Origin of the sequence: Pseudoxanthomonas sp. CF125 (assembly GCF_900104085.1) — a bacterium.
GTDB lineage: Bacteria > Pseudomonadota > Gammaproteobacteria > Xanthomonadales > Xanthomonadaceae > Pseudoxanthomonas_A.
In genome coordinates, this window is the sequence record NZ_FNLD01000001.1 from 1,962,504 (window position 1) to 1,982,529 (window position 20,026).

Below are 20,026 nucleotides of genomic sequence, written 5' to 3' on the forward strand. Positions count from 1 at the left end.
AAAAAACGCCGGCTGCGAAATCCGCAGCCGGCGTTCCAGAAACCCATCGCTTGCTAGGCTTACTCGGCCTTCGGCACGATCGCCTCGGTAGTGATGCGCAGCGACACTTCGTCGCTCACGTTCGGCACATAGTTGCCCAGACCGAACTCGCTGCGCTTGACCGTCGCAGTGGCGTCGAAGCCGACCGCCGCGCGCTTGGCCAGCGGCTGCACGCCCGCCTTGTTCAATTTGACGTCCAGCACCACCGGCTTGGTCACGCCCTTCACGGTCAGATCGCCGGTGACCTTCAGCTTGCCCTCGCCCGCAGCTTCCACCTTGGTGCTCTTGAAGGTGGCCGACGGATACTTGGCCGCATCGAACCAGTCGGCGCTGGTCAGATGATCGTAGAACTGGTCGGCCAGCGCGCTCAGCCCGGTCAGCGGCAGCGTGACCTGCACACTGGAAGCGGAAATCTTGTCGGCGTCATAGACGATCGTGCCGTCGGCCTGGCCGAAGTTCAGGCTCGGGTTGGAGAACCCGAAGTGGCTCCAGCTCGCCAGGACGTTGGTGTGGTTCGGGTCGATCTTGTAGGTGACCGGCGCGGCGAAAGCCGAACCGGCGAATGCGAACAGGGCGGCAACCAGCAGGGTCTTGCGCATGGCGGATCTCCTTGGGGGTTTGGGTGGGATGGGAACAGAAAACGGGTTGGAACGGAGTGAACTATTCGATGCGCGCGGCTTCGTCGAAGGACAGACGCGGCGAACGCGGAAACAGCCCGGCGGGGTCGCTGTAGCCCAGGTTCACCAGGAAGTTGGACTTGATGGTGGTGCCGGCGAAGAAGGCTTGGTCCACCTTGGCATTGTCGAAACCGGACATCGGCCCGGCACCCAGGCCCAGCGCGCGCGCCGCCAGGATCAGATAGGCGCCCTGCAGGCTGCCATTGCGGAAGGCGGCCTCGTGGCGATTCTCGCGCGGACCGTCGAACCAGGCTTTGGCGTCGGTGTGCGGAAACAGGTACGGCAGCTTCTCGTGGAAGTCTTCGTCGTAGGCCACGATCACGGTCACCGGTGCGATCATGGTCTTGGCCAGGTTGCCTTCGGACAGCGCGGGCCTGAGCTTTTCCTTGGCCTCGGGCGACTTCACGAACACGAAGCGTCCCGGCGACATGTTGGCCGAGGTCGGGCCCCATTTCAGCAGGTCGTACAGCGCATGCAGCTGCGCATCCTCGACCGGGCGGTCCTGGAAGGCATTCTGGGTGCGCGCGGTACGGAACAGCTGGTCCAGCGCGTTGTCGTTCAAGACGTCTGACATGTCACATCCTTGGAGGGTGCAAGTAGTTCAAAGGATTCGCGGGCAGCGCAAATCGAGGCGCGCAGTGTAGAGTGTCCCGGTAATGGCAACATCCGGCCAGTTCGGAACGGATTGTTTTAGTTTCTGGAACAAAGTCCCGCAGACCCATGGATTCGACACAGCTCTGGACCCTTACCGACGGTCATGCAGGAAACCGCCGCCAGGCCGACGCACTGGCCGCGGCCCTGGATTGCGGGCCTGCCCAGGACTGGCGGTTGCAACCGAGGTTGCCCTGGAGCGTGTCGGCGCCGCGCAGCTTCGCCGGCGCCGAGCATGCCTTCGGAGCGGCGTTCGCGCAGGCGCTGGCGCGGCCACCGCGGCTGGCCATCGGCTGCGGCCGCCAGGCGGCGCTGGCCACGCGGCTGCTGCGCGAACGCGGCAGCAAGGCGGTGCAGATTCTCGATCCGCGCATCAACACCCAATACTGGGATCTGGTCGTCGCTCCCGAGCACGACCTCTTGCGAGGCGACAACGTCATCACCCTGCTGGGCAGCCTGAATCCGGTCGATGACGCATGGCTGGCGCAGGCGCGCGCGACATTCGCCTGGTTCGCGGAATTTCCGCAACCGCGTACTGCGGTGTTGTTGGGCGGTTCCAGCACACATGCGCGGTTCGATCGCAGCGCATTCGAAGTGCTGGCCTCGAAGCTTGAAGTCGCCCTGGCGCGCGAAGGCGGCAGCGTGATGATCACTACTTCGCGGCGTACGCCTGCCGATCTGATCGCCGCCCTGCGCCACCGCTACGTGGAAACGCCCGGCGTGGTCTGGTGCGGGGAAGACGATGGCGCCAATCCCTACGAGGGCCTGCTGGCGTGGGCCGACCGCATCGTATGCTCACCGGATTCGGTGAACATGGTGTCCGAAGCCTGCGCGACGAAGGCGCCGGTGTTCGTATTCGATCCGGTGCGCGTCAGCGGAAGGCCACGCAGGTTCCTGGATTCGCTGCTGGCCCATGGCCGCATCCGCGCGATGGATACGCAGCTGGCGCCATTCGAGGCCGAACCGCTGCGCGAAACCGCGCGCGTGGCGGCGCTGGTGCGCGAGCGTCTGTCCCTTTAATTGCTCTCTTTATTCCGTTCGTGGTGAGCCTGTCGAACCACGCTCTTGGCGCATGGTTTCAGTTCGTGGCAAGTCATTCGCTCCGCGAAAAGCGTGGTTCGACAGGCTCACCACGAACGGATTACTGAATCGGTTGGCTGTCCGCTGCCAAGTCGAACCCCAGGCCATGGCGCGATACCTCCTCTCGCACCACCGCGCGCGCGGAAAGAGTGGCCTCGTTCTCAGGCAGCAGCCGCGGACGCCGGTCCAGAGTGCAATTCAGCCCTTCTGACACGAAATATCCGTGGACGCGCAACAACGACTCCGCCTGCGTTTCGTCCATCGTGCCGGCCGCCCGCAGCGCGTCGATCAATCCTTGCGTATCGCGCGGACCCAGCAATGCCGCATGCGAGGAAGAATCCCGCAGCACCAGGAACTGCAGCAGGAATTCCAGATCGACCAGGCCGCCGGCGCCTTGCTTGAGGTCGAAGCGCGCCGCGTCGCTGCGGTCCAGTTCGGCGCGCATCTTCAAGCGCATGCTCCCTACTTCTTCCCGAAGCTTGCCGACATCGCGCGCTCGCGCCAGAGTCTGCGCGCGGATCGCCTCGAACTCCTCCAGCAACGATGCGTCGCCGGCGACGCCGCGTGCGCGCACCAGCGCCTGGTGCTCCCAGGTCCAGGCGCGTTCGCGTTGATAGTCGCGGTAACTGGACAGCGAAGAGACCAACAGTCCTTTCGCGCCGTCCGGCCGCAGGCGCACGTCCACCTCGTACAGGCGTCCGGCGCCGGTGGCCGCGCCCAACAAGGCCACCAGCTTCTGGGCCAGGCGCGCGTACCAGCGTCCGGCTTCCAAGGAACGGGCGCCGCTGGAAACGGCGGCAGCATCTGCGTCGAACAGGAACACCAGGTCCAGGTCGGAACCGAAGCCGAGCTCTTCGCCGCCCAGGCTGCCGTAACCGATCACCGCGAAACGTCCGCCAGCGACTTCGCCATGCGCCGCCACCACTTCGGCTTGCGCCATGCGCAACACCACGCGCACCACTTCCTCGGCCAGCCACGCCAGCTGCCGGGCGCTGTCGCGCGCATTCTGGCGGCCGTCCAACGCCGCCAGCGCGATACGGAAGCTCAGCGCAAGGCGCTGCTCGTTGAGCGCGCGCAAAGCGGTTTCGGGATCTTCTTCCTGCAGCGCCGGCTCGCATTGACGGCGCATGACTGGGCGGTCCGGCATGGGCCCGCCGACGCGCGTGTCCAATAATTCGTCCAGTAGCAACGGATACAACGCCAGTCGTTCGGCCAGCAGCGCGCTGCGCGCGACCACGTCCACCAACCGGTTCAGGGCGCTGGGCTGCTCGTCGAGCAAGGCCAGATAACTGGCCCGGCGGAGGATCGCGCGCAGCAGCACCAGCAGGCGCTTGACCGCCGCATCGGGTTGCGAGGATCGCGCGGCGCCTTCGAGCAACGCCGGCAGCACGCGATCCAGCCGCGCGCGTGCGCCATCGGAAAGACCTAGCACCCCACTGGAATTGGCGAAGTCGCGCAGGGCCGCATCGGCGCTGGCCGGATCGACGAATCCCGCCGCCGCCAATGCCTCCGCATCGCCCGCCCCCGGCAGCGCGCGCCAGTAAGCGGTCAGCACATCCGGCGTCGCATCGCGCTGGCGCGGTGCCAGCAACTGGCTGAATTCCGCAGCGACCCGCTCGCGTTGCACCGCAAGCGCCGCGTTCAATGCGCTCCAATCCTGATAGCCAAGGCCCCGTGCGATGCGCGCGCGGTCCAACGCGTTTTCCGGCAAAGCATGGGTCTGCGCGTCGCGCAGCATCTGCAGCCGGTTCTCCAGTTTGCGCAGAAAACGGTAGGCGTGGATCAGCGCGTCTCCGTCCTCCTGCGATATCTGCCGCGCTTCCATCAGCGCGCGCAGTGCCGGAAGCAGGCGGCGCTCGCGCAATGCCGCTTCCCGCCCGCCATGGATCAGCTGCAGCGCCTGGGCCAGGAATTCGATCTCGCGAATGCCGCCCGGGCCGCGTTTGATGTCGTCGGCAAGCTCGCGGCGCGCGACTTCCGCGGCAATGGCGGCCTTCATGTCGCGCAGACCATCGAGCGCGGTGAAATCCAGATAGCGGCGATACACGAACGGCCGCAGCGTCTGCAGCCATTGTTCGCCCGCTTCTGTATCGCCAGCCACCGCGCGCGCCTTCAGCCACGCATAGCGTTCCCAATCGCGGCCTTCGCGCTGGAAGTACTGGTCCATGCCGGCGAAGGAAAGCGCCACCCTGCCTGCATTGCCGAACGGCCGCAGGCGCAGATCGACGCGATGGCTGAAGCCGTCGACGGTCGGTTCGTCCAGCAGCTTGGCCAGGCGCTGGCCCAGCCGTGCGAAATAGTCTTCGGCCGCCAGCGGACGCGCGCCATCGGATTCGCCGCCTTGCGGGTAGGCGTAGACCAGATCGATATCGGAGGAGAAATTGAGTTCGCCGCCGCCCAGTTTCCCCAAGCCGAACACGACCAGCCTTTGCACGCTGCCGTCGGCTGCGCGCACCAGACCATGCCGTTGCGCGAATTCGGTTTCCAGCGCCTCCAGCGCCGTGCGCATGCAGTTCTCCGCCAGCCGCGTGCTGCCGGCGAGGATCGCGTCCACCTCGTCGAGCCCCAGCACGTCGCGCCAGACCATGCGGGTGGATTCGGCGGCGCGATAAAGGCGCAGTTGCTCCGGCCATGTCGCCGAATCATCTGTCGATAGCAGCGGCGGGGCGAGCGTTTCGGCGCCGTCGTCGCGCTTGAACGTGGCCAGCAATACGGGCTGCTTGCGCAGCGTCTCCAGTGCGAAATCGCTGGCGGCGATCACCTTGCCCACGCGTCCGGCGAATGCGGTGTCGTCCAGCAAAGCGGCCGCATCGGCCGAACGCGCGCGCAGGCTCGCCAAGCCGCGCTCGACCAGCGCCGCGATCGAGCCCGTTGTCTGCATAGCATCGTTTCCCATGGCCGGCGATTGTGTCATGCGCCGCGTCCGGCTTCGGCGAACGTTTCCACCAGCCAGTCGATGAACACCCGTACGCGCGGCGACAGCTGGCGGTTGCGCGGATACAGCAGCGATACCGGCGAAGGCGCAGGCGGATACTCGGGCAATACTTCCACCAGCGTGCCGCGCTGCAGATCCGCTTCCAGGTTGTAGCGCGGCGCCTGGATCAATCCCAGCCCCAGCCGCGCTGCGGCGGAGTAGCTCTCGGCCCCCGTTACCGAAAGCGTGGCCGGCAAGGTCACGTTGCGTGCGATGCCGCCCCTGACGAATTCCAGAGGCAGCAATGCGCCGGTCGCCGAGGAACGGAAACCGACCATGCGGTGCCCGGCCAACGCCTCGATGCTGGCCGGCATGCCGAACTCGGCGAGATAGGCCGGCGAAGCGCAAGTCACTTCCGCCAGTGTCGCCACGCGCCGCGCCACCATGTCGGTGTCGCGGGGTTCGCCGACGCGCAGTACGCAATCGACGCCTTCGCGCACCAGATCCACCCAGCGGTCGCCTTCGCCCATGAACAATTCCAGATCCGGATAACGGGCCAGGAACGCGGGCAAACCCGGCAGCACGAAGCGGCGCGCCAGCGTGCCCTGCACATCGACGCGCAGAAGACCGCGTGGCTTGGCTCCCGCGAAGGCGGCTTCGGCATCCTCGATGTCGCCCAGGATCGCCAGGCAGCGCCGGTAATAGGCCTCGCCGTCCAGGGTCGGGCTGACCGTGCGCGTGGTCCGCTGTAGCAGACGCACACCCAGCCGGGTTTCCAGCTGTTTGATGGCGTCGGTGGCGGTGGAGCGCGGCAGGCCCAGGTCCTGCGCGGCCTGGGTGAAGCTGCGCTGCTCCACTACCCGGATGAAGACCCGCATCGCGTCGAATCGATCCACGTATTGTTCGCTTTATCCGCCAGATGATTCCGAATATTGGTGGATTATCCGGCTGAAGGAAAGGCGCATCGTTCCCTCACCGGCTGCTGCCGGCTTCCAACACCCCTCCCAAGGACATCGCCATGAGCACTCCCACTACTCCCCGCATCGCCCTGGTCACCGGCGCTTCCCGCGGCATCGGCGCCGCTATCGCCCAACGTCTGGCCCGCGACGGCCACGCCGTCATCGTCAACTACTCCGGCAACGCCGCGGCGGCCGAACAGGTGGTCCGCAGCATCGAAGCGGCCGGCGGCAAGGCCCTGGCCGCGCAGGCCGATGTGGCCGACGCCACGGCCGTGGCGCGGATGTTCGATTCGGCCGAAGCGGCTTTCGGCGGCATCGACGTGCTGGTCAACAATGCCGGCATTCTCAAGCTGGGCGCCATCGGCGCCAGCGACGACGCGCTGTTCGACAGCCAGATCGCCGTCAACCTGAAAGGCACCTTCAACACGCTGCGCGAAGCCTCCAGGCGCATGCGAGACGGCGGACGCATCGTCAATTTCTCCACCAGCGTGGTGGGCACCAAGATGGAAAACTACGGGGTGTACGCCGCCACCAAAGCGGCGGTCGAAACGCTGACGGCGATCCAGTCCAAGGAGCTGCGCGGCCGCAACATCACCGTCAATGCGGTGGCACCGGGCCCGACCGCGACCGATCTGTTCCTGGACGGCAAGTCCGACGAACTGGTGCAGCGCTTGGCCAAGATGAATCCGCTGGAACGCCTGGGCACGCCGGAAGACATCGCTTCGGTGGTTGCGTTCCTGGTCGGCCCGGACGGCGGCTGGATCAACGGCCAGGTGCTGCGCGCCAACGGCGGCATGGTCTGAAGTTCCGACGCGACACCGCTTGCCTCTAACGATTCACCTCCGACAACTCGTTCCCAACCGACCTCTTCGCTTCATCAACCAGGCGCATCCGCCACGGATGCGCCGATACCGGAGTACTGCCATGAACAATGCAAAAGTCATCGTCGTCACCGGCGCGTCCAGCGGCTTCGGCGCGCTTACCGCCCGCGCCCTGGCCCGTGCCGGCCACATCGTCTATGCCGGCATCCGCGATACCGCCACGCGCAATGCACCGCAGGTCGCCGCCGCCGAACAATTCGCACGCGACCACCAAGTGGATTTGCGAACGGTCGAGCTGGACGTGCAATCGGAAACGTCGGTCGGGGCCGGCATCGCCCAGGTCATCGCCGCAACCGGACGCGTGGACGCAATCGTGCACAACGCCGGGCACATGTCCTACGGTCCGGCCGAAGCGTTCACGCCGGAGCAATTCGCCCAGCTCTACGACATCAATGTGCTCAGCGCGCAACGCGTCAATCGCGCCGCATTGCCGCAGTTGCGCAAACAACGCCAGGGACTGGTGGTGTGGGTGTCGTCCAGCAGCGTGCGCGGCGGTACTCCGCCATTCCTGGCGCCGTACTTCGCGGCCAAGGCGGCGATGGATTCGCTGGCCGTATCCTACGCCGGCGAGCTGGCGCGCTGGGGCATCGAAACCAGCATCGTCATGCCCGGCGCCTTCACCAAGGGCACCAATCACTTCGCCCACTCCGGCAAGCCCGACGATGCGGCGCGATCGGCCGAGTACGACAGCGGTCCCTACGCCGGGCTTTCCGAGCAGTCGTTGAAAGCGCTGGCTTCGCTGGAACCGGCCGATGCGGATGCGGCGTCGGTGGCCGATGCAATCGTGCAGTTGGTCGATACGGAATTCGGCAAGCGCCCCTTCCGTGTGCATATAGATCCCTCGCAGGATGGTTGCGAGGAAGTGAGCAATGTGGGTGACCGGATTCGGTCGGAGTTCCTGCATCGCATCGGCCTGGAAGACTTGCTGTCTCCCCGACAGGATTAGTCGTCGCCATCGCCGATCAGGATGGGGCCGGCGTAGGGCGGACACTGCCCGCGGCTCTGTGCGAGAGAGCCGGCGGACAATGCCCGCCCTACTTGCTGAAAGTCGGCTCCCGGCGTTCGCCGGGATGGCGACCTCTAGTCGGGTGTCGGGTGCTCAGAGCATGATCGCCACATCGGCCAACGCTCGCAGGTGTTCTGCCAGGCGCATGCTCAAGGCAACGATGGTGAAGGTCGGAAACGCCCAACCCCCGGTCGGAAACACCGAGCTGCCGACGACATAGAGATTGTCCACGCCATGCACGCGGCACTGGCGATCCACCACGCCCTGTTGCGGATCGTCCGACATGCGCGTAGTTCCCAGATGATGGGCGGTGCCGCGAACCTGCGGTGTCGCACCGGCGCCTTCCTGCAACCAGGGCTCGATCTGGAATTTGCCAGCGCACGAATTGGCCAGTTCGGCCCCGAACAGATTCGCCGCGGTGCGGTAGGTGTGCCAGTCCAGTTCGGTCAACCGCCAGTCGATGCAGATCTTGCGTTGCCCCAGTGCATCGACTTCATCGCCCAGCGTGACCCGGCTGTCAGGGTTGGGCGCCTGTTCGAAGTAGCCGATCACATCGACGTGGTCGCTTTTGACCGTGGGCTTGTTCGCCCACTTGCGCCAAACCGCATGGGCGATGTCCCAGCTGCCCAGGCCGACACGCAAACCCAGCTTGCCCAGGTTCTGCTTGCGCGGGGCTCCCTGCTGGCCGTCGCAGGCGTCTCCGGTCATCGCGACACGCGCTATTCCTTCCAGAGCGCGCGTTTCGTCTTGCGCCGGGCGGATTGCCCTCTTGAGATCGCGCAACGCCTGCACGCCCTTGGGCACGGGCGCTTCCACCGCCACCGGGCGCACGCGTCCGCTGAGCAACTGATGCGTCTGCACGGCCCGATCAGACAGGCATAGTTCCGGAAAAGCGGGCACGGGTCCCTTGCCGCCGCTGCGGTCGTAGGGACGGGTGAGCGGATCGGGCACGTCGGTGAACAGCGTGCCCAGCTTGCCGCTGGGATGGTCCATGAAATAGCGCCCGACCAGATCGTGGTCGTTGCCAAGGCCGTTGGGCATGGTCGAATTGGAAAGCAACAACAACCGCGCGTTTTCGATGCCGCCGCAGGCCAGCACATAGTTGCGCGCGCGGATCGTTCCGCGGCGCCCGTCGAGTGCGCCGATGCGCGCGCGGCGCACCGAGCTTCCCGATTCGACCGCCTCCAACTCCAGCAGGTTGGCATGCAACAGCACGGTGATGTTCTCGGCCTGCTCGAATTCCGCGCGATAGGCTTCACCGAAGAAGACCGGGCTCAGCACGAAATTCTGGTTGATCAGCTTGCCGGCGTCGAAGACCATCGGCGTGCGCGCCGGCGGGGTCAGGAAACTTCCTTCCACGAACTCATGCGCTTCGATGCCGCAGACTTCGCGCGCGCGCCGGTAGTACGGCTCCAGGTCTTCGTAGTTCAAAGGCCATCCGCTATGCGGGACCCAATCGCGCGGCCCCAGGTCCAGATTGCTCAGCGGGATGCAGCCACCGCCCCAGACGTTGCAGCTTCCTCCGAACGCACGCATCCGCGACGTGGCCGGATCCAGTTCGGGCAACCCGATGGAAGTGCCTTCGTAAAGCCGTTGGTTCCTGTCCTCGCCGGCAAGCCCGCCGCTTTCGACCAGGCACACCCTGCGCGAGGTGCCAATGAAACTGCGCGCGATCGATATTCCCGCAGGTCCTGCGCCGATGATGCAAACATCGGCGATAAAGTCTTCCGGACTAGACCTGTCAAGGTAGTCGATGATCATTCGATCTCCAGCAGGCGCAAGTCGCGCGCAGACCCCAATAGTGCAAACAACGGTTATCGGCGCACTGCCCGGCCAAAGTCGGCGCTCCGTTCAGAACCGGGTCCATCCGTTGGCGCGCAAGCTGATCGCGCTTTAGTGAAAATCGCGTGAAGCTGGCTGTAGCTGCCGCCAGGGTCAAGCTCGAACAAAACTTCTAACGGCATGACTTCTAACGGCATGACTTCCAACGGCATGGGCGCTTGGCGAATAGAGAAGTAGGTCGGGACTACGCCCCCGACGGGAGCGGGCAGGGTCTACGTGCTCACGATCATGACCTGTCTGCGCATTGCGATTGCCTCTCTCCTTTTCAAATAGAGAGGAAAAATGCTTCGCGTGCACAGCGGAGAGGGTTCAACGCCGCGCCCGTCGGGGGCGTAGTCCCGACCTACGACAAATTTTCCGGCAAACCCTAGTGCCCGGCCGACAGGAATCGCAGGCCTACCCCTGGCTCGGTGGCGATATATTTCGGTGTCGCGGCCTCGTCGCCCAGCTTCTGCCGCAGCTTGCCGACCAGGATGCGCAGGTAATGCGTGTCGTGCTGATGGGTGGGGCCCCACACTTCCTTCAGCAATTGCGGCTGGGTGACCACGCGGCCGGCGTGGTGCAGCAGCAAGGCGAGCAGCGTGTATTCCTTGCGGGTCAGCGACACCGGTTCGCCGGCCAGATGGACTTCGCGGCGCGACAGGTCGATGCGCAGGTTCCCATCGTCGAACACCGGCAGCGTTTCATTGCCCTCCGCCGCATGCTGGCGCAGCAGCGCGCGCACGCGTGCCATCAATTCCTGCACGCCGAAAGGTTTGGTGACGTAGTCGTTGGCGCCGGCGTCCAGCGCAGCGACTTTCTCCGCCTCGCCCGCGCGCACCGTGAGCATGATGACCGGCGCCTGCGACCACTGGCGCAGTTCGCGCAGCACCTCGTGCCCATCCTTGTCCGGCAGGCCTATGTCCAGGATGACCAGATCGGCGCCCTGCGTGGCCAGCGAAACCAGACCTTCTTCACCGTTGGCCGCCAGCCCCACCTGATAGCCCTGGGCGCGCAGGCTGATGTCGAGGAACTTGCGGATCTGCGGTTCGTCGTCGATCACCAGCACCCGTGCCGGAGGCGCGGAAATCCGGGAAATCGGATCGGTCTGGTCAGTCGGATTGGGCATCGCTCTTCTGAGGCAGCGGTTCTATGAGCGGCAGGGTAATCCGGATGATGGTACCGCGGCCATCCTCGCCCGGCAGGGCCTCCACACTACCGCCGTGCGCGCCGATCATGCCCTGGCTGATGGTCAGGCCAAGTCCGGTGCCGTGCCGTCCGCGGTCGCCGCGCTCCACGCTGTAGAACATGTCGAAGATGCGCGCGCGCTCCTCTTCCGGTATGCCCGGTCCATGATCGCGTACATCGATGCGCAGCTTGCCTTCGACCAGACGCGCGTCGACTTCGACAGGCCGGTCGGGGGGCGAGAACTTGGCCGCGTTCTCCAGCACGTTGAAGAACGCCTGCTCCACCAGCGCCGGATGCACCCAGATGGGTTTCATGTCCGGTTCGATGCGTATCTCCAGCTTCACCTGCGGCTGGTAGCGAATGAGTCGGCTGGTCGCCGAACCGATCAATTCGTCCACGCCGATCCAGTCGCGATTCAAAGTCAGGCCGGTGTGGCCGAGCCGGGTCATGTCGAGCAGGTTCTGGATGTAGCGGTCCAGGCGCTCGCCTTCCAGCTGGATGGTCTCGAGCAAGCTCTTGCGGTCTTCGGCGCTCATCGCTTCGGAATAGTTGGCCAGGCTGCTGGCCGAACCGATCATCGAGGACAGCGGCGAACGCAGATCGTGCGAGACGGACGAGAGCAGCGCCGAACGCAGGCGTTCGGTTTCGCCGCTGACACGCGCGGTTTCCAGGTCGGACACCAACCGCGTGCGCAATGCGGCCTGGCCGATATCGTCGGCCATGGCTTCGGCCAGACGGCGTTGCTCGAAGGCCAGGCGCGTGTTGTCCGCGTCGAAGCGCAAACCCGCCACGCCCAGCGTGCCGCGGTCGTTGCGCAACGGCAGGAACCACCAGGACGAACCGGCCAGCGTGTCGGTGAAACGGCCGGTGGCCTGGCCGTGGCGCTGCGCCCATTCGGCCGCGCCCAGATCGGTGTCGGTGAGTCTGGCGCCTTCGGAAACTGCGACATCGTCGCCGATGCGGACCCAGGCCGGGCTGCCGAACGCCGCCTGCAAGGCGCTGCGCCCGGCCGTGAGGACTTGTCCCAGATCGGCGGCGCTGGCCAGTTGCCGCCCCAGCTCCTGCAGGGCGGTGGCATGGGTATTGGCCGCACGCAATGCCACCACCTGCATGCGCAGCCGGGAGGCGAGCCGTCCGGCGACCAGTGCGGCGACCAGGAACAGGAGCACCGTGGTCACGCCCTGGCGCGCGCTGATATGCAGGGTGAAGCGGGGTTCTATGAAGAAGAAGTTGTAGGCCAGGAAGCAGAGCCCGGCGGTGGCCACTGCGGCGGTCATGCGCGTGCGCGCGGCGACCAGCACCACGGCGACGATGAAGACCATGGACAGATCGTCCAGCCCTACCCAGCGTTCGGCCAGCCAGGAAATGGCGACCGCCAATGCGGTAGCGACCAGCACCAGCGCGCTGTCGTAGCGGGTGAGCGAAAGGCGGGGCCCATGCGACTGGCGGCGCGAACGCGCGCGCGCTTCGGGCGTGTTGACGATGGTCAGTTCGAAGTGCGCGCCGCGCTGCAGCAGCTGCTGGGTGAGCGTGCGGTTGAACATGCGCGCCACCGGGCGTTCGCGCGTGCGTCCGAGCACGATGGCGGATACTCCGCTGCGACCCGCATGGTCCAGCAGCGCATCGGCGATGCTCGCGCCGCGCAGCACTTCGGTCTCGGCGCCGAGTTTGCGCGCCAGGGCGAAAGCCTGGTCCAGTTCCTGCTGCCGTGCTTCATCGGCGACACCGGTCTGCACGGTGACCACGGTCCAGGGCGCATCGCGCCGCTCGGCCAGCCGCCGGGCCACCCGCACCAGGTATTCGGATTGGCCCAGGCCGTCGATGGCCACCAGCACGCGCCGGCGCACGTTCATGCCGGAAATGCCGCGCGCGGCCTGGGTTTCGCGCAGATCGCTGTCGACGCGGTCGGCGGCGGTCTGCATGGCCAGTTCGCGCAGCGCGATCAGGTTGGAAGGCGAGAAGAAGGTCTGCAGCGCCTGCGCGGCCTGGTCCGGCACGTAGACCTTGCCCTGGCGCAGGCGCTCGATCAGTTCGCGCGGCGGCAGGTCGACCAGCACGATGTCGCGCAGGCGGTCGAAGACCAGATCCGGAACGGTTTCGCTGACGCGCACGCCAGTGATGCGGAACACCACATCGTTGAGGCTTTCCAGGTGCTGGATGTTGATGGTGGTGTAGACGTCGATGCCGGCGTCCAGCAGTTCCACCACGTCCTGCCAGCGGCGTTCGTGGCGGCTGCCGACGGCATTGCGGTGCGCCAGTTCATCGACCAGCACGATGGCCGGTTTGCGGGCGAGGATGGCATCCAGATCCATTTCCTCGAAGATGCGTTCGCGGTATTCCAGGCGCGCGCGCGGCATCAGCTCCAGGCCATCGATGAGCGCGGCGGTTTCGCTGCGGCCGTGGGTTTCGACAATGCCCACCACCACGTCCACATTCTGTTTGCGCAGTTCGCGCGCGCGCAGCAGCATGGTGTAGGTCTTGCCCACGCCCGGGGCGGCGCCCAGGAAGATGGTCAGCCGACCGCTGCCTTCGCGACGGAGTTCGCCGATCAGGGCATCGGCTTGGTGGGTGCGGGGGTCGGTCATTGGCTTATTGTGCGCTACTGCCTCTTATCGTGAAGCCGTCATTCCCGCGCAGGCGGGAACCCAGTGACTTTGCTTCTGCCGCGAGGAGCGAAAGTCGCTGGGTCCCCGCCTGCGCGGGGATGACGATCTCTTTTCTTCTCGCGCGGTTTCACTGTTTCGCGTCCAGCGCCAGATTGAGTTCCAGCACGTTCACGCGCGGCTCGCCGAGCAGGCCGAACTGAGGACCCTGCGTATGCGCGGCCACCAACTCGGCGACCTTTTCAGGAGCCAGGTTCCGAGCCGCGGCAACGCGCGCGATCTGCACCTGCGCACCAGCCGGACTGAGGTCCGGATCCAGGCCGCCGCCGGACTGGGTAACGAGTTCGCCGGGCACGTCACGCGCGGCGATGCCGTCGCGTGCGGCTACCGCTGCGGTGGTCTCGGCGATGCGCTTGCGCAGGTCCGGATTGGTGCGGGCCTGGTTGCTGCCGGCAGCGGACATGGGGTTGTAGCCGGCAGCGGAAGGACGCGGCTGGAAATAGCGCGCATCGGCGAATGGCTGTGCGACGAGCGCGGAGCCGACCTGCTTGCCGTCGTGCGTCACCAGGCTGCCGGTGGCCTGCTGCGGGAACAGGCTGCGGCCGATGGCGGTGCCGGCCAGCGAGTACAGCAGGCCCATGCCCAGGAGGATGACGAAGGCGAAGGTTAGCGAACCCCTTAGGCTGCCCTTGTCATCGAGGGTGATCTGGTTGCTCATTGAATGAATCTCCGGTTGAAGCTTGTATTTGATGAAACCGTTCGTGGTGAGCCTGTCGAACCACGCTTTCCGCGAGAAAATCAAAATCCCGATAGCTGAAGCATTTCGCCAACGGCGTGGTTCGACAGGCTCACCACGAACGGGCTTTCTTCAGACTCATTACGAAATGGCATCTTTTCCTTTGCGTATTCCTTGCAGCTCCCATGTTCTGCATGGGAGCAGTCAGGTCATGCGCCGATCGTTGCCGCCAGCGCCAGGTCGATCAACTTGATCGCGATAAACGGCAGCAGCACGCCGCCCATGCCGTAGATCAGCATGTTCCGGCGCAACAATGCGGTGGCGCTGGCGGGTTTGAAGCGCACGCCGCGCAAGGCCAGCGGAATCAATGCCGGGATGATCAGCGCATTGAAGATCAGCGCCGCAAGCACCGCATTGGTCGGGCTGGACAGGTGCATCACGTTCAAGACCGCCATCGAAGGAATCGCGGCGGCGAACAGTGCCGGCAGGATGGCGAAGTATTTCGACACATCGTTGGCAAGCGAGAAGGTGGTCAGCGCGCCGCGGGTGATCAGCTGCTGCTTGCCCACTTCCACCACGGCCAGCAGCTTGGCCGGATCCGAATCCAGATCGACCATGTTGCCGGCTTCCTTGGCCGCCTGGGTGCCCGAGTTCATGGCCAGACCCACGTCGGCCTGCGCCAGCGCCGGCGCGTCGTTGGTGCCATCGCCGACCATCGCTACCAGGCTGCCCTTGGCCTGCTCACTGCGGATGCGCGCCAGCTTGTCTTCCGGCGTGGCTTCGGCGATGTAGTCGTCCACGCCCGCCTCGGCGGCGATGGCGGCGGCGGTGAGCGGGTTGTCGCCCGTGATCATCACCGTGCGCACGCCCATCGCGCGCAAGCGGGCGAACTTGTCCTTCACGCCGTGCTTGACCACGTCGGAGAGTTCGACCACGCCGAGCACGTGCTTGCCGACGCTGACCACCAGCGGCGTGGCGCCGCCGCGGGCGACCTGTTCGACGCGCGCGGTGAGTTCGTTCGGCACCAGGCTGCCCTGCGCTTCCACATGGCGCTTGATGGCATCGCCTGCGCCCTTGCGGATCGAACGGCCGTCCTCCAGGTCGACGCCGGACATGCGCGTCTGCGCGGTGAACTGCAGGTAGTTGGCGCGATCGGGTTCGGGCGTCGTGCAGCCTTGCTCCCGCGCCAGTTTCACGATCGACTTGCCTTCCGGAGTCGGGTCGGCAAGCGACGCCAGCAGCGCCGCTTCGCGCAGCAGCGAGGCATCGACGCCTGCCAGCGGATGGAATACCGTCGCCTGGCGGTCACCGTGGGTGATGGTGCCGGTCTTGTCGAGCAGCAATACGTCCACATCGCCCGCCACTTCGACGGCCTTGCCGGATTTGGCCAGCACGTTGGCCGACAATGCGCGGTTCATGCCGGCGATGCCGATGGCCGGCAGCAGGCCGCCGATGGTGGTGGGAATCAGGCACACCAGCAATGCGATCAGCAGCAACGGCGCGACCTGCACGCCGACGAAGGCGCCGATGGCCGGCAACGTGGCGACCACGATCAGGAAGGTGAGCGTCATCGCCGCCAGCAACATGGTCAGTGCGATCTCGTTGGGCGTCTTCTGGCGGTTGGCGCCCTCGACCAGCGCGATCATGCGGTCCAGGAAACTGTGGCCGGGTTCGGCGGTGATGCGGACGATGATCTCGTCGGACAGCACCTTGGTGCCGCCGATCACGCCGGAGCGATCGGTGCCGGCTTCGCGCAGTACCGGTGCGGATTCGCCGGTGACGGCCGATTCGTTGATGGTGGCCAGGCCGCGGACGATTTCGCCATCGGCCGGGATCTGTTCCCCGGCGCTGACGATGACGTAGTCGCCGGGCCGCAGCTCGGCGGCGGGCAGACGTTTTTCGGCACCGCCCAGGTCGGTGCCGACCTTTCGCGCCACCAGGTCCTTGCGTGCGCGGCGCAGCGACGCGGCCTGCCCGCGGCCACGCGCTTCGGCGATGGCTTCGGCGAAGTTGCCGAACAGCACGGTGACCAACAGGATGACGGTGACCGACCAGCCGAAACCGGGCGTGGCTACGCCGGCCAGCGTGATGACGGCCGACAACAGCGTGCCCAGCATCACGATGGCCATTACCGGGCTCTTGACCAGGTGGCGTGGCGACAGCTTGACGAAGGAATCGCGCAGTGCGCTGCGCATCGCCGCCGCATCGACCAGGGCGGGTTTGCGCGGATGGCTATGGGAAGTTGTTTCGCTCATTTCATTGCTCTCAGTGCGCTGCCGCGGTCAGCGACAGGTGATCGGCGATCGGGCCCAGCACCAGCGCGGGCATGAACTGCAGCACGGTGATGATGACCACTACCGCGATCAGGGTCAGGGCGAAGGTCGGCGTTTCGATATGCAGGCTGCCCGCGCTTTCCGGCGCCGGACGCTTGCGCGCCATCAGCGCGGCCACCGCCAACGGTACGATCAGGGCCGGATAGCGCCCCAGCGCCAGCACCAGCGAGCAGCTCAGGTTCCACCAGTACGTGGCGTCGCCCAGCCCTTCGAATCCGGAGCCGTTGTTGGCGTAGGCCGAGGTGTACTCGTAGAACACCTGGCTGATGCCGTGGAAGCCCGGATTCGAATTGGCGGTGATCGACGGGATCGCCAAGGTCAGCGCGGTGAATCCCAGCACCACCAGCGGCTGCAGCAGTATCAGCAGCGCCAGCAGCTTCACTTCCGGCGCCTCGATCTTGCGGCCGAACAATTCCGGAGTGCGGCCCGTCATCAGTCCGGCCAGGAACACGCTCAACAGCAGGTACACCAGGAACTGCTGCATGCCGCAGCCGATGCCGCCCCAGATGGCGTTGACCAGCATGTTGACCAGCGTGTCCAGCCCGGTCAGCGGCGCCAGCGAGTCGTGCATCGCGTTCACCGAACCGTTGGAGGTCTGCGTGGTCACCGATGCCCACAGGGCGGAAGCATCGGCGCCGAATCGCACTTCCTTGCCTTCCATCAGCGCGGCGTCGGAGGCGGTGGGCGAATACGCTTCCGACCACACCGCGAAGCCGGTGGAGGCAGCCGACATCAGCAGCATGCTGCCGAAGATCATCGCGGTGAGTTTCCTGCGGCCGACCAGCGGGCCGACCATGAAGACCACGGCCAGCGGAATGAGAATGATGCCTACGACTTCCAGGAAGTTGGAGAACGGCGTCGGGTTCTCCAGCGGCACCGCGCTGTTGGGGCCGTACCAGCCGCCGCCATTGGTGCCCAGCTGTTTCGCGGCGACCATCGCCGCGACCGGGCCCAGCGGAATTTTCTGTTCCGCCATCTGCGCGCTTGCGTCCACCGGCGTTACCGTCGGTCCCGCGGCCAGCGTCGAAGGCACGCCCTGCGAGGTCAGCAGCGCCGACCACAGCAGGCACAGCGGCAGCATGAAGCGCACGGTGGCGCGGGTGACGTCGGCCCAGTAGTTGCCGACATCGGCCTCGCCGGTTTCATGGGCGTTCTTTTCCTTGCCGCCGAACAGGGCGCGCAAAGTAGCCACCACCAGCGCCAGGCCCATCATCGGCGTGACCACTTGCAGACCGACGATGCCGACCATCTGCGACAGATAGGACAACTGCGCCTGGCCGGAATAGTGCTGCTGGTTGGTGTTGGTGAGGAACGACACCATGGTATGCAGCGCCAGATCCCAGCGCATGTTGGGGATGGCATCGGGATTGAGCGGCAGCCAGGCCTGGGTCATGAACAGCACCCACACCAGCACGCCGACCACCAAGTTGCTGAGCAGGAACGCCTTCGCGTAACCCCGCCAGCTCATGCCGCGTTGCGGATCGGTGCCGAGCAGCCGGTAGAGCGGCTTCTCGAGCCAGCCGAACAGGCGGTCGCCACGCATGGGGGCGCCGCGCATCACCTTTGCGAGGTAATGACCCAAGGGCCAGGCCAAGCCGATGGCGAGCGCGAAGACGAGCAGGATTTCGGTCATGTCGGTAATCCGCTCAGAACTTTTCCGGGCGCAGGACCACCAGCAGCAGATAAGCCGCCGCGACGATCACTACGATTCCGCACAACAGGGACAACCAGCCAGGCATCGCGCATTCCTCAGGTATTTCGAGGAGCGCAGTGTCTGCCTGGGAAGCGTAAAGGCTCCATTCGCGCGCGGAGCATGGCCGTAAATTCAGCGTAAAGAATTGAGGCCAGGGAATAAAAAGAATCGTCGTCCCCGCGAAGGCGGGGATCCAGTGCCTTTGTTCTTCACGGCTGAAAGTCGCTGGATCCCCGCCTTCGCGGGGACGACGACCTATATATTCAGGCCTTGCGAGCTTCCTGCGACGGCTCGGCTTCCTGGAATACCGGCGCCGCGAACGGATCCGGTCCCGGCGTACGGCTGAACTTGATCGGCCGGGTCACGCCGCGGTAGCGGCCGATGACGGGGTGTTCGATGTCCCCCACTATCTCCTCCGCCAGCACCTGCGGATGGTCGAACATGTCCTCGACGCGAAGCGCGGCGGCGCAAGGCACTTCGTCGCCGAAAATTTCTTCCCACTCCAGCGCGCTATGCCGGGTCAAGGCGGCGTGCAGGTGCGGAACGATCTCATTGGCGTGATCGGCGCGCTTGCGCACGGTGTCGTAGCGTTCGTTCTGCTCCAGCATGTGCAGGCCGGTCTTGTCGCACAGCGCCTTCCAGAAGCGCGGCGTGTTGGCGGAGATGTAGATATGGCCTTCGCGGGTGGGGTGGATGCCGGTGACGCCGCCCGAACGCATGTCGCGTCCGATATCCAGCGATTCGCCTTCGGCCCAGATCATGCGCGCCGACTGCATGGTCAGCGCGCTGCGCAACAGCGATACGCCGACGAACTGGCCCAGCCCGCTGCGTTCGCGTTCGTACAGCGCGGAAGACACACCCGCAGCGAGCAGCGCGGCCGCGTAGTAGTCCACTACCGAGCCGTAGATGATTTCCGGCGCGCCGCCGCGCTTGCCCTGCAGCGCGCACATGCCGGTCATGGTCTGCAGCACCTGGTCGTAGCCGGCCTTGTCCTTCATCGGGCCGGTTTCACCGTAGCCGGTCACCGCGCAATAGATCAGGCGCGGATTGACGAAGCTCAGCTGTTCGTAGCTTATGCCCAGGCGCTTGGGCACGCTGGGACGGAAGTTGTGCACCAGCACGTCCGCTTCGCGCACCAGTTTCAGCAACGTGGCGAAACCGTGCGGCTTCTTCAGGTCCAGGGTCATGCCCTGCTTGCTGCGGTTGACGCCCAGGAAGGCGCGGCTCTCGGCCTGCAGCGTGGACGGATACTTGCGCAGGTTGTCGCCGTCGGGCGGCTCGATCTTGAGCACGTCGGCGCCCTGGTCGGCCAGCAGCGTGCAGCCGTAGGGCCCTGCGATGTAGGCGCTGAGGTCTAGCACGCGCACGCCGCTCAACGGACCGGGCGCGCCGGTACGGCCTGCGAACGCGAACGGTGAATCAGTCGCCATACGGTCCTTTTCCTC

Annotated in this window: 15 protein-coding genes; 3 read left to right on the forward strand and 12 right to left on the reverse strand. The window is 65.7% G+C overall.

Going from position 1 to position 20,026, the window contains the following annotated elements; translation table 11 throughout:
• Positions 1-59 precede the first annotated feature (59 nt).
• Both BLR66_RS08765 and BLR66_RS08770 read right to left on the reverse strand, forming a co-directional pair.
• Positions 60-638, reverse strand: coding sequence for a YceI family protein (locus BLR66_RS08765; protein ID WP_093283487.1), 579 nt, complete (start codon positions 636-638; stop codon positions 60-62).
• Between the two features lie 61 nt (positions 639-699).
• A complete protein-coding gene (locus BLR66_RS08770) occupies positions 700-1,290 on the reverse strand; it encodes a malonic semialdehyde reductase (RefSeq protein ID WP_093283491.1) in 591 nt (196 codons plus the stop codon).
• A 146-nt stretch (positions 1,291-1,436) separates the two neighbouring features.
• Between BLR66_RS08770 and BLR66_RS08775 the strand changes: the two genes are divergently transcribed.
• The gene (locus tag BLR66_RS08775) at positions 1,437-2,387 is read left to right on the forward strand and encodes a mitochondrial fission ELM1 family protein (protein WP_093283494.1); all 951 of its coding nucleotides are present in this window, start codon (positions 1,437-1,439) and stop codon (positions 2,385-2,387) included.
• A gap of 121 nt (positions 2,388-2,508) precedes the next feature.
• Here the strand turns inward: BLR66_RS08775 and glnE are convergent, their stop codons facing one another.
• The gene (glnE, locus tag BLR66_RS08780) at positions 2,509-5,328 is read right to left on the reverse strand and encodes a bifunctional [glutamate--ammonia ligase]-adenylyl-L-tyrosine phosphorylase/[glutamate--ammonia-ligase] adenylyltransferase (RefSeq protein ID WP_093283499.1); all 2,820 of its coding nucleotides are present in this window, start codon (positions 5,326-5,328) and stop codon (positions 2,509-2,511) included.
• A 29-nt stretch (positions 5,329-5,357) separates the two neighbouring features.
• Positions 5,358-6,257 (reverse strand): LysR family transcriptional regulator, encoded by a 900-nt coding sequence (locus BLR66_RS08785; protein WP_093283502.1) that lies wholly within the window; start codon positions 6,255-6,257, stop codon positions 5,358-5,360.
• A gap of 122 nt (positions 6,258-6,379) precedes the next feature.
• Between BLR66_RS08785 and BLR66_RS08790 the strand changes: the two genes are divergently transcribed.
• Together BLR66_RS08790 and BLR66_RS08795 are read left to right on the forward strand one after the other, a co-directional pair.
• The gene (locus BLR66_RS08790; protein ID WP_093283506.1) at positions 6,380-7,123 is read left to right on the forward strand and encodes an SDR family oxidoreductase; all 744 of its coding nucleotides are present in this window, start codon (positions 6,380-6,382) and stop codon (positions 7,121-7,123) included.
• A gap of 121 nt (positions 7,124-7,244) precedes the next feature.
• Positions 7,245-8,147 (forward strand): SDR family NAD(P)-dependent oxidoreductase, encoded by a 903-nt coding sequence (locus tag BLR66_RS08795; RefSeq protein ID WP_093283510.1) that lies wholly within the window; start codon positions 7,245-7,247, stop codon positions 8,145-8,147.
• A gap of 153 nt (positions 8,148-8,300) precedes the next feature.
• On the opposite strand, the gene BLR66_RS08800 is transcribed toward BLR66_RS08795, so the two are convergent.
• From BLR66_RS08800 to BLR66_RS08835, 8 genes are all read right to left on the reverse strand, one after another.
• The gene (locus BLR66_RS08800; RefSeq protein ID WP_093283516.1) at positions 8,301-9,968 is read right to left on the reverse strand and encodes a GMC oxidoreductase; all 1,668 of its coding nucleotides are present in this window, start codon (positions 9,966-9,968) and stop codon (positions 8,301-8,303) included.
• A gap of 448 nt (positions 9,969-10,416) precedes the next feature.
• The gene (locus BLR66_RS08805) at positions 10,417-11,157 is read right to left on the reverse strand and encodes a response regulator (RefSeq protein WP_093283521.1); all 741 of its coding nucleotides are present in this window, start codon (positions 11,155-11,157) and stop codon (positions 10,417-10,419) included.
• Positions 11,141-13,801 carry a sensor histidine kinase gene (locus BLR66_RS08810; protein WP_093283524.1) on the reverse strand — a complete coding sequence of 887 codons (2,661 nt, stop codon included), beginning with the start codon at positions 13,799-13,801 and terminating at the stop codon, positions 11,141-11,143. The genes BLR66_RS08805 and BLR66_RS08810 overlap by 17 nt, the downstream gene beginning before the upstream one ends.
• A 148-nt stretch (positions 13,802-13,949) precedes the next feature.
• Positions 13,950-14,537 (reverse strand): potassium-transporting ATPase subunit KdpC, encoded by a 588-nt coding sequence (gene kdpC, locus BLR66_RS08815; protein WP_093283529.1) that lies wholly within the window; start codon positions 14,535-14,537, stop codon positions 13,950-13,952.
• A 227-nt stretch (positions 14,538-14,764) separates the two neighbouring features.
• Entirely contained in the window at positions 14,765-16,810 is a 2,046-nt protein-coding gene (gene kdpB, locus BLR66_RS08820) for a potassium-transporting ATPase subunit KdpB (protein ID WP_093283534.1), read from the reverse strand.
• A gap of 10 nt (positions 16,811-16,820) precedes the next feature.
• Positions 16,821-18,521, reverse strand: coding sequence for a potassium-transporting ATPase subunit KdpA (gene kdpA / locus BLR66_RS08825; protein WP_093283539.1), 1,701 nt, complete (start codon positions 18,519-18,521; stop codon positions 16,821-16,823).
• Positions 18,522-18,534: 13 nt separating this feature from the next.
• Entirely contained in the window at positions 18,535-18,627 is a 93-nt protein-coding gene (locus tag BLR66_RS08830; protein ID WP_093283544.1) for a potassium-transporting ATPase subunit F, read from the reverse strand.
• 217 nt (positions 18,628-18,844) lie between these two features.
• Positions 18,845-20,011, reverse strand: coding sequence for a CaiB/BaiF CoA transferase family protein (locus tag BLR66_RS08835; protein WP_093283549.1), 1,167 nt, complete (start codon positions 20,009-20,011; stop codon positions 18,845-18,847).
• Positions 20,012-20,026 lie beyond the last annotated feature (15 nt).

Coding starts and splice junctions, on each gene's coding strand:
- BLR66_RS08795 (WP_093283510.1), top strand. CDS start 7,245: ATGAACAATGCAAAAGTCATCGTCGTCACCGGCGCGTCCAGCGGCTTC.
- BLR66_RS08800 (WP_093283516.1), bottom strand. CDS start 9,968: ATGATCATCGACTACCTTGACAGGTCTAGTCCGGAAGACTTTATCGCC.
- BLR66_RS08835 (WP_093283549.1), bottom strand. CDS start 20,011: ATGGCGACTGATTCACCGTTCGCGTTCGCAGGCCGTACCGGCGCGCCC.
- BLR66_RS08770 (WP_093283491.1), bottom strand. CDS start 1,290: ATGTCAGACGTCTTGAACGACAACGCGCTGGACCAGCTGTTCCGTACC.
- kdpA (WP_093283539.1), bottom strand. CDS start 18,521: ATGACCGAAATCCTGCTCGTCTTCGCGCTCGCCATCGGCTTGGCCTGG.
- BLR66_RS08830 (WP_093283544.1), bottom strand. CDS start 18,627: ATGCCTGGCTGGTTGTCCCTGTTGTGCGGAATCGTAGTGATCGTCGCG.
- glnE (WP_093283499.1), bottom strand. CDS start 5,328: ATGCAGACAACGGGCTCGATCGCGGCGCTGGTCGAGCGCGGCTTGGCG.
- BLR66_RS08775 (WP_093283494.1), top strand. CDS start 1,437: ATGGATTCGACACAGCTCTGGACCCTTACCGACGGTCATGCAGGAAAC.
- BLR66_RS08790 (WP_093283506.1), top strand. CDS start 6,380: ATGAGCACTCCCACTACTCCCCGCATCGCCCTGGTCACCGGCGCTTCC.
- BLR66_RS08805 (WP_093283521.1), bottom strand. CDS start 11,157: ATGCCCAATCCGACTGACCAGACCGATCCGATTTCCCGGATTTCCGCG.
- kdpB (WP_093283534.1), bottom strand. CDS start 16,810: ATGAGCGAAACAACTTCCCATAGCCATCCGCGCAAACCCGCCCTGGTC.
- BLR66_RS08765 (WP_093283487.1), bottom strand. CDS start 638: ATGCGCAAGACCCTGCTGGTTGCCGCCCTGTTCGCATTCGCCGGTTCG.
- BLR66_RS08810 (WP_093283524.1), bottom strand. CDS start 13,801: ATGACCGACCCCCGCACCCACCAAGCCGATGCCCTGATCGGCGAACTC.
- kdpC (WP_093283529.1), bottom strand. CDS start 14,537: ATGAGCAACCAGATCACCCTCGATGACAAGGGCAGCCTAAGGGGTTCG.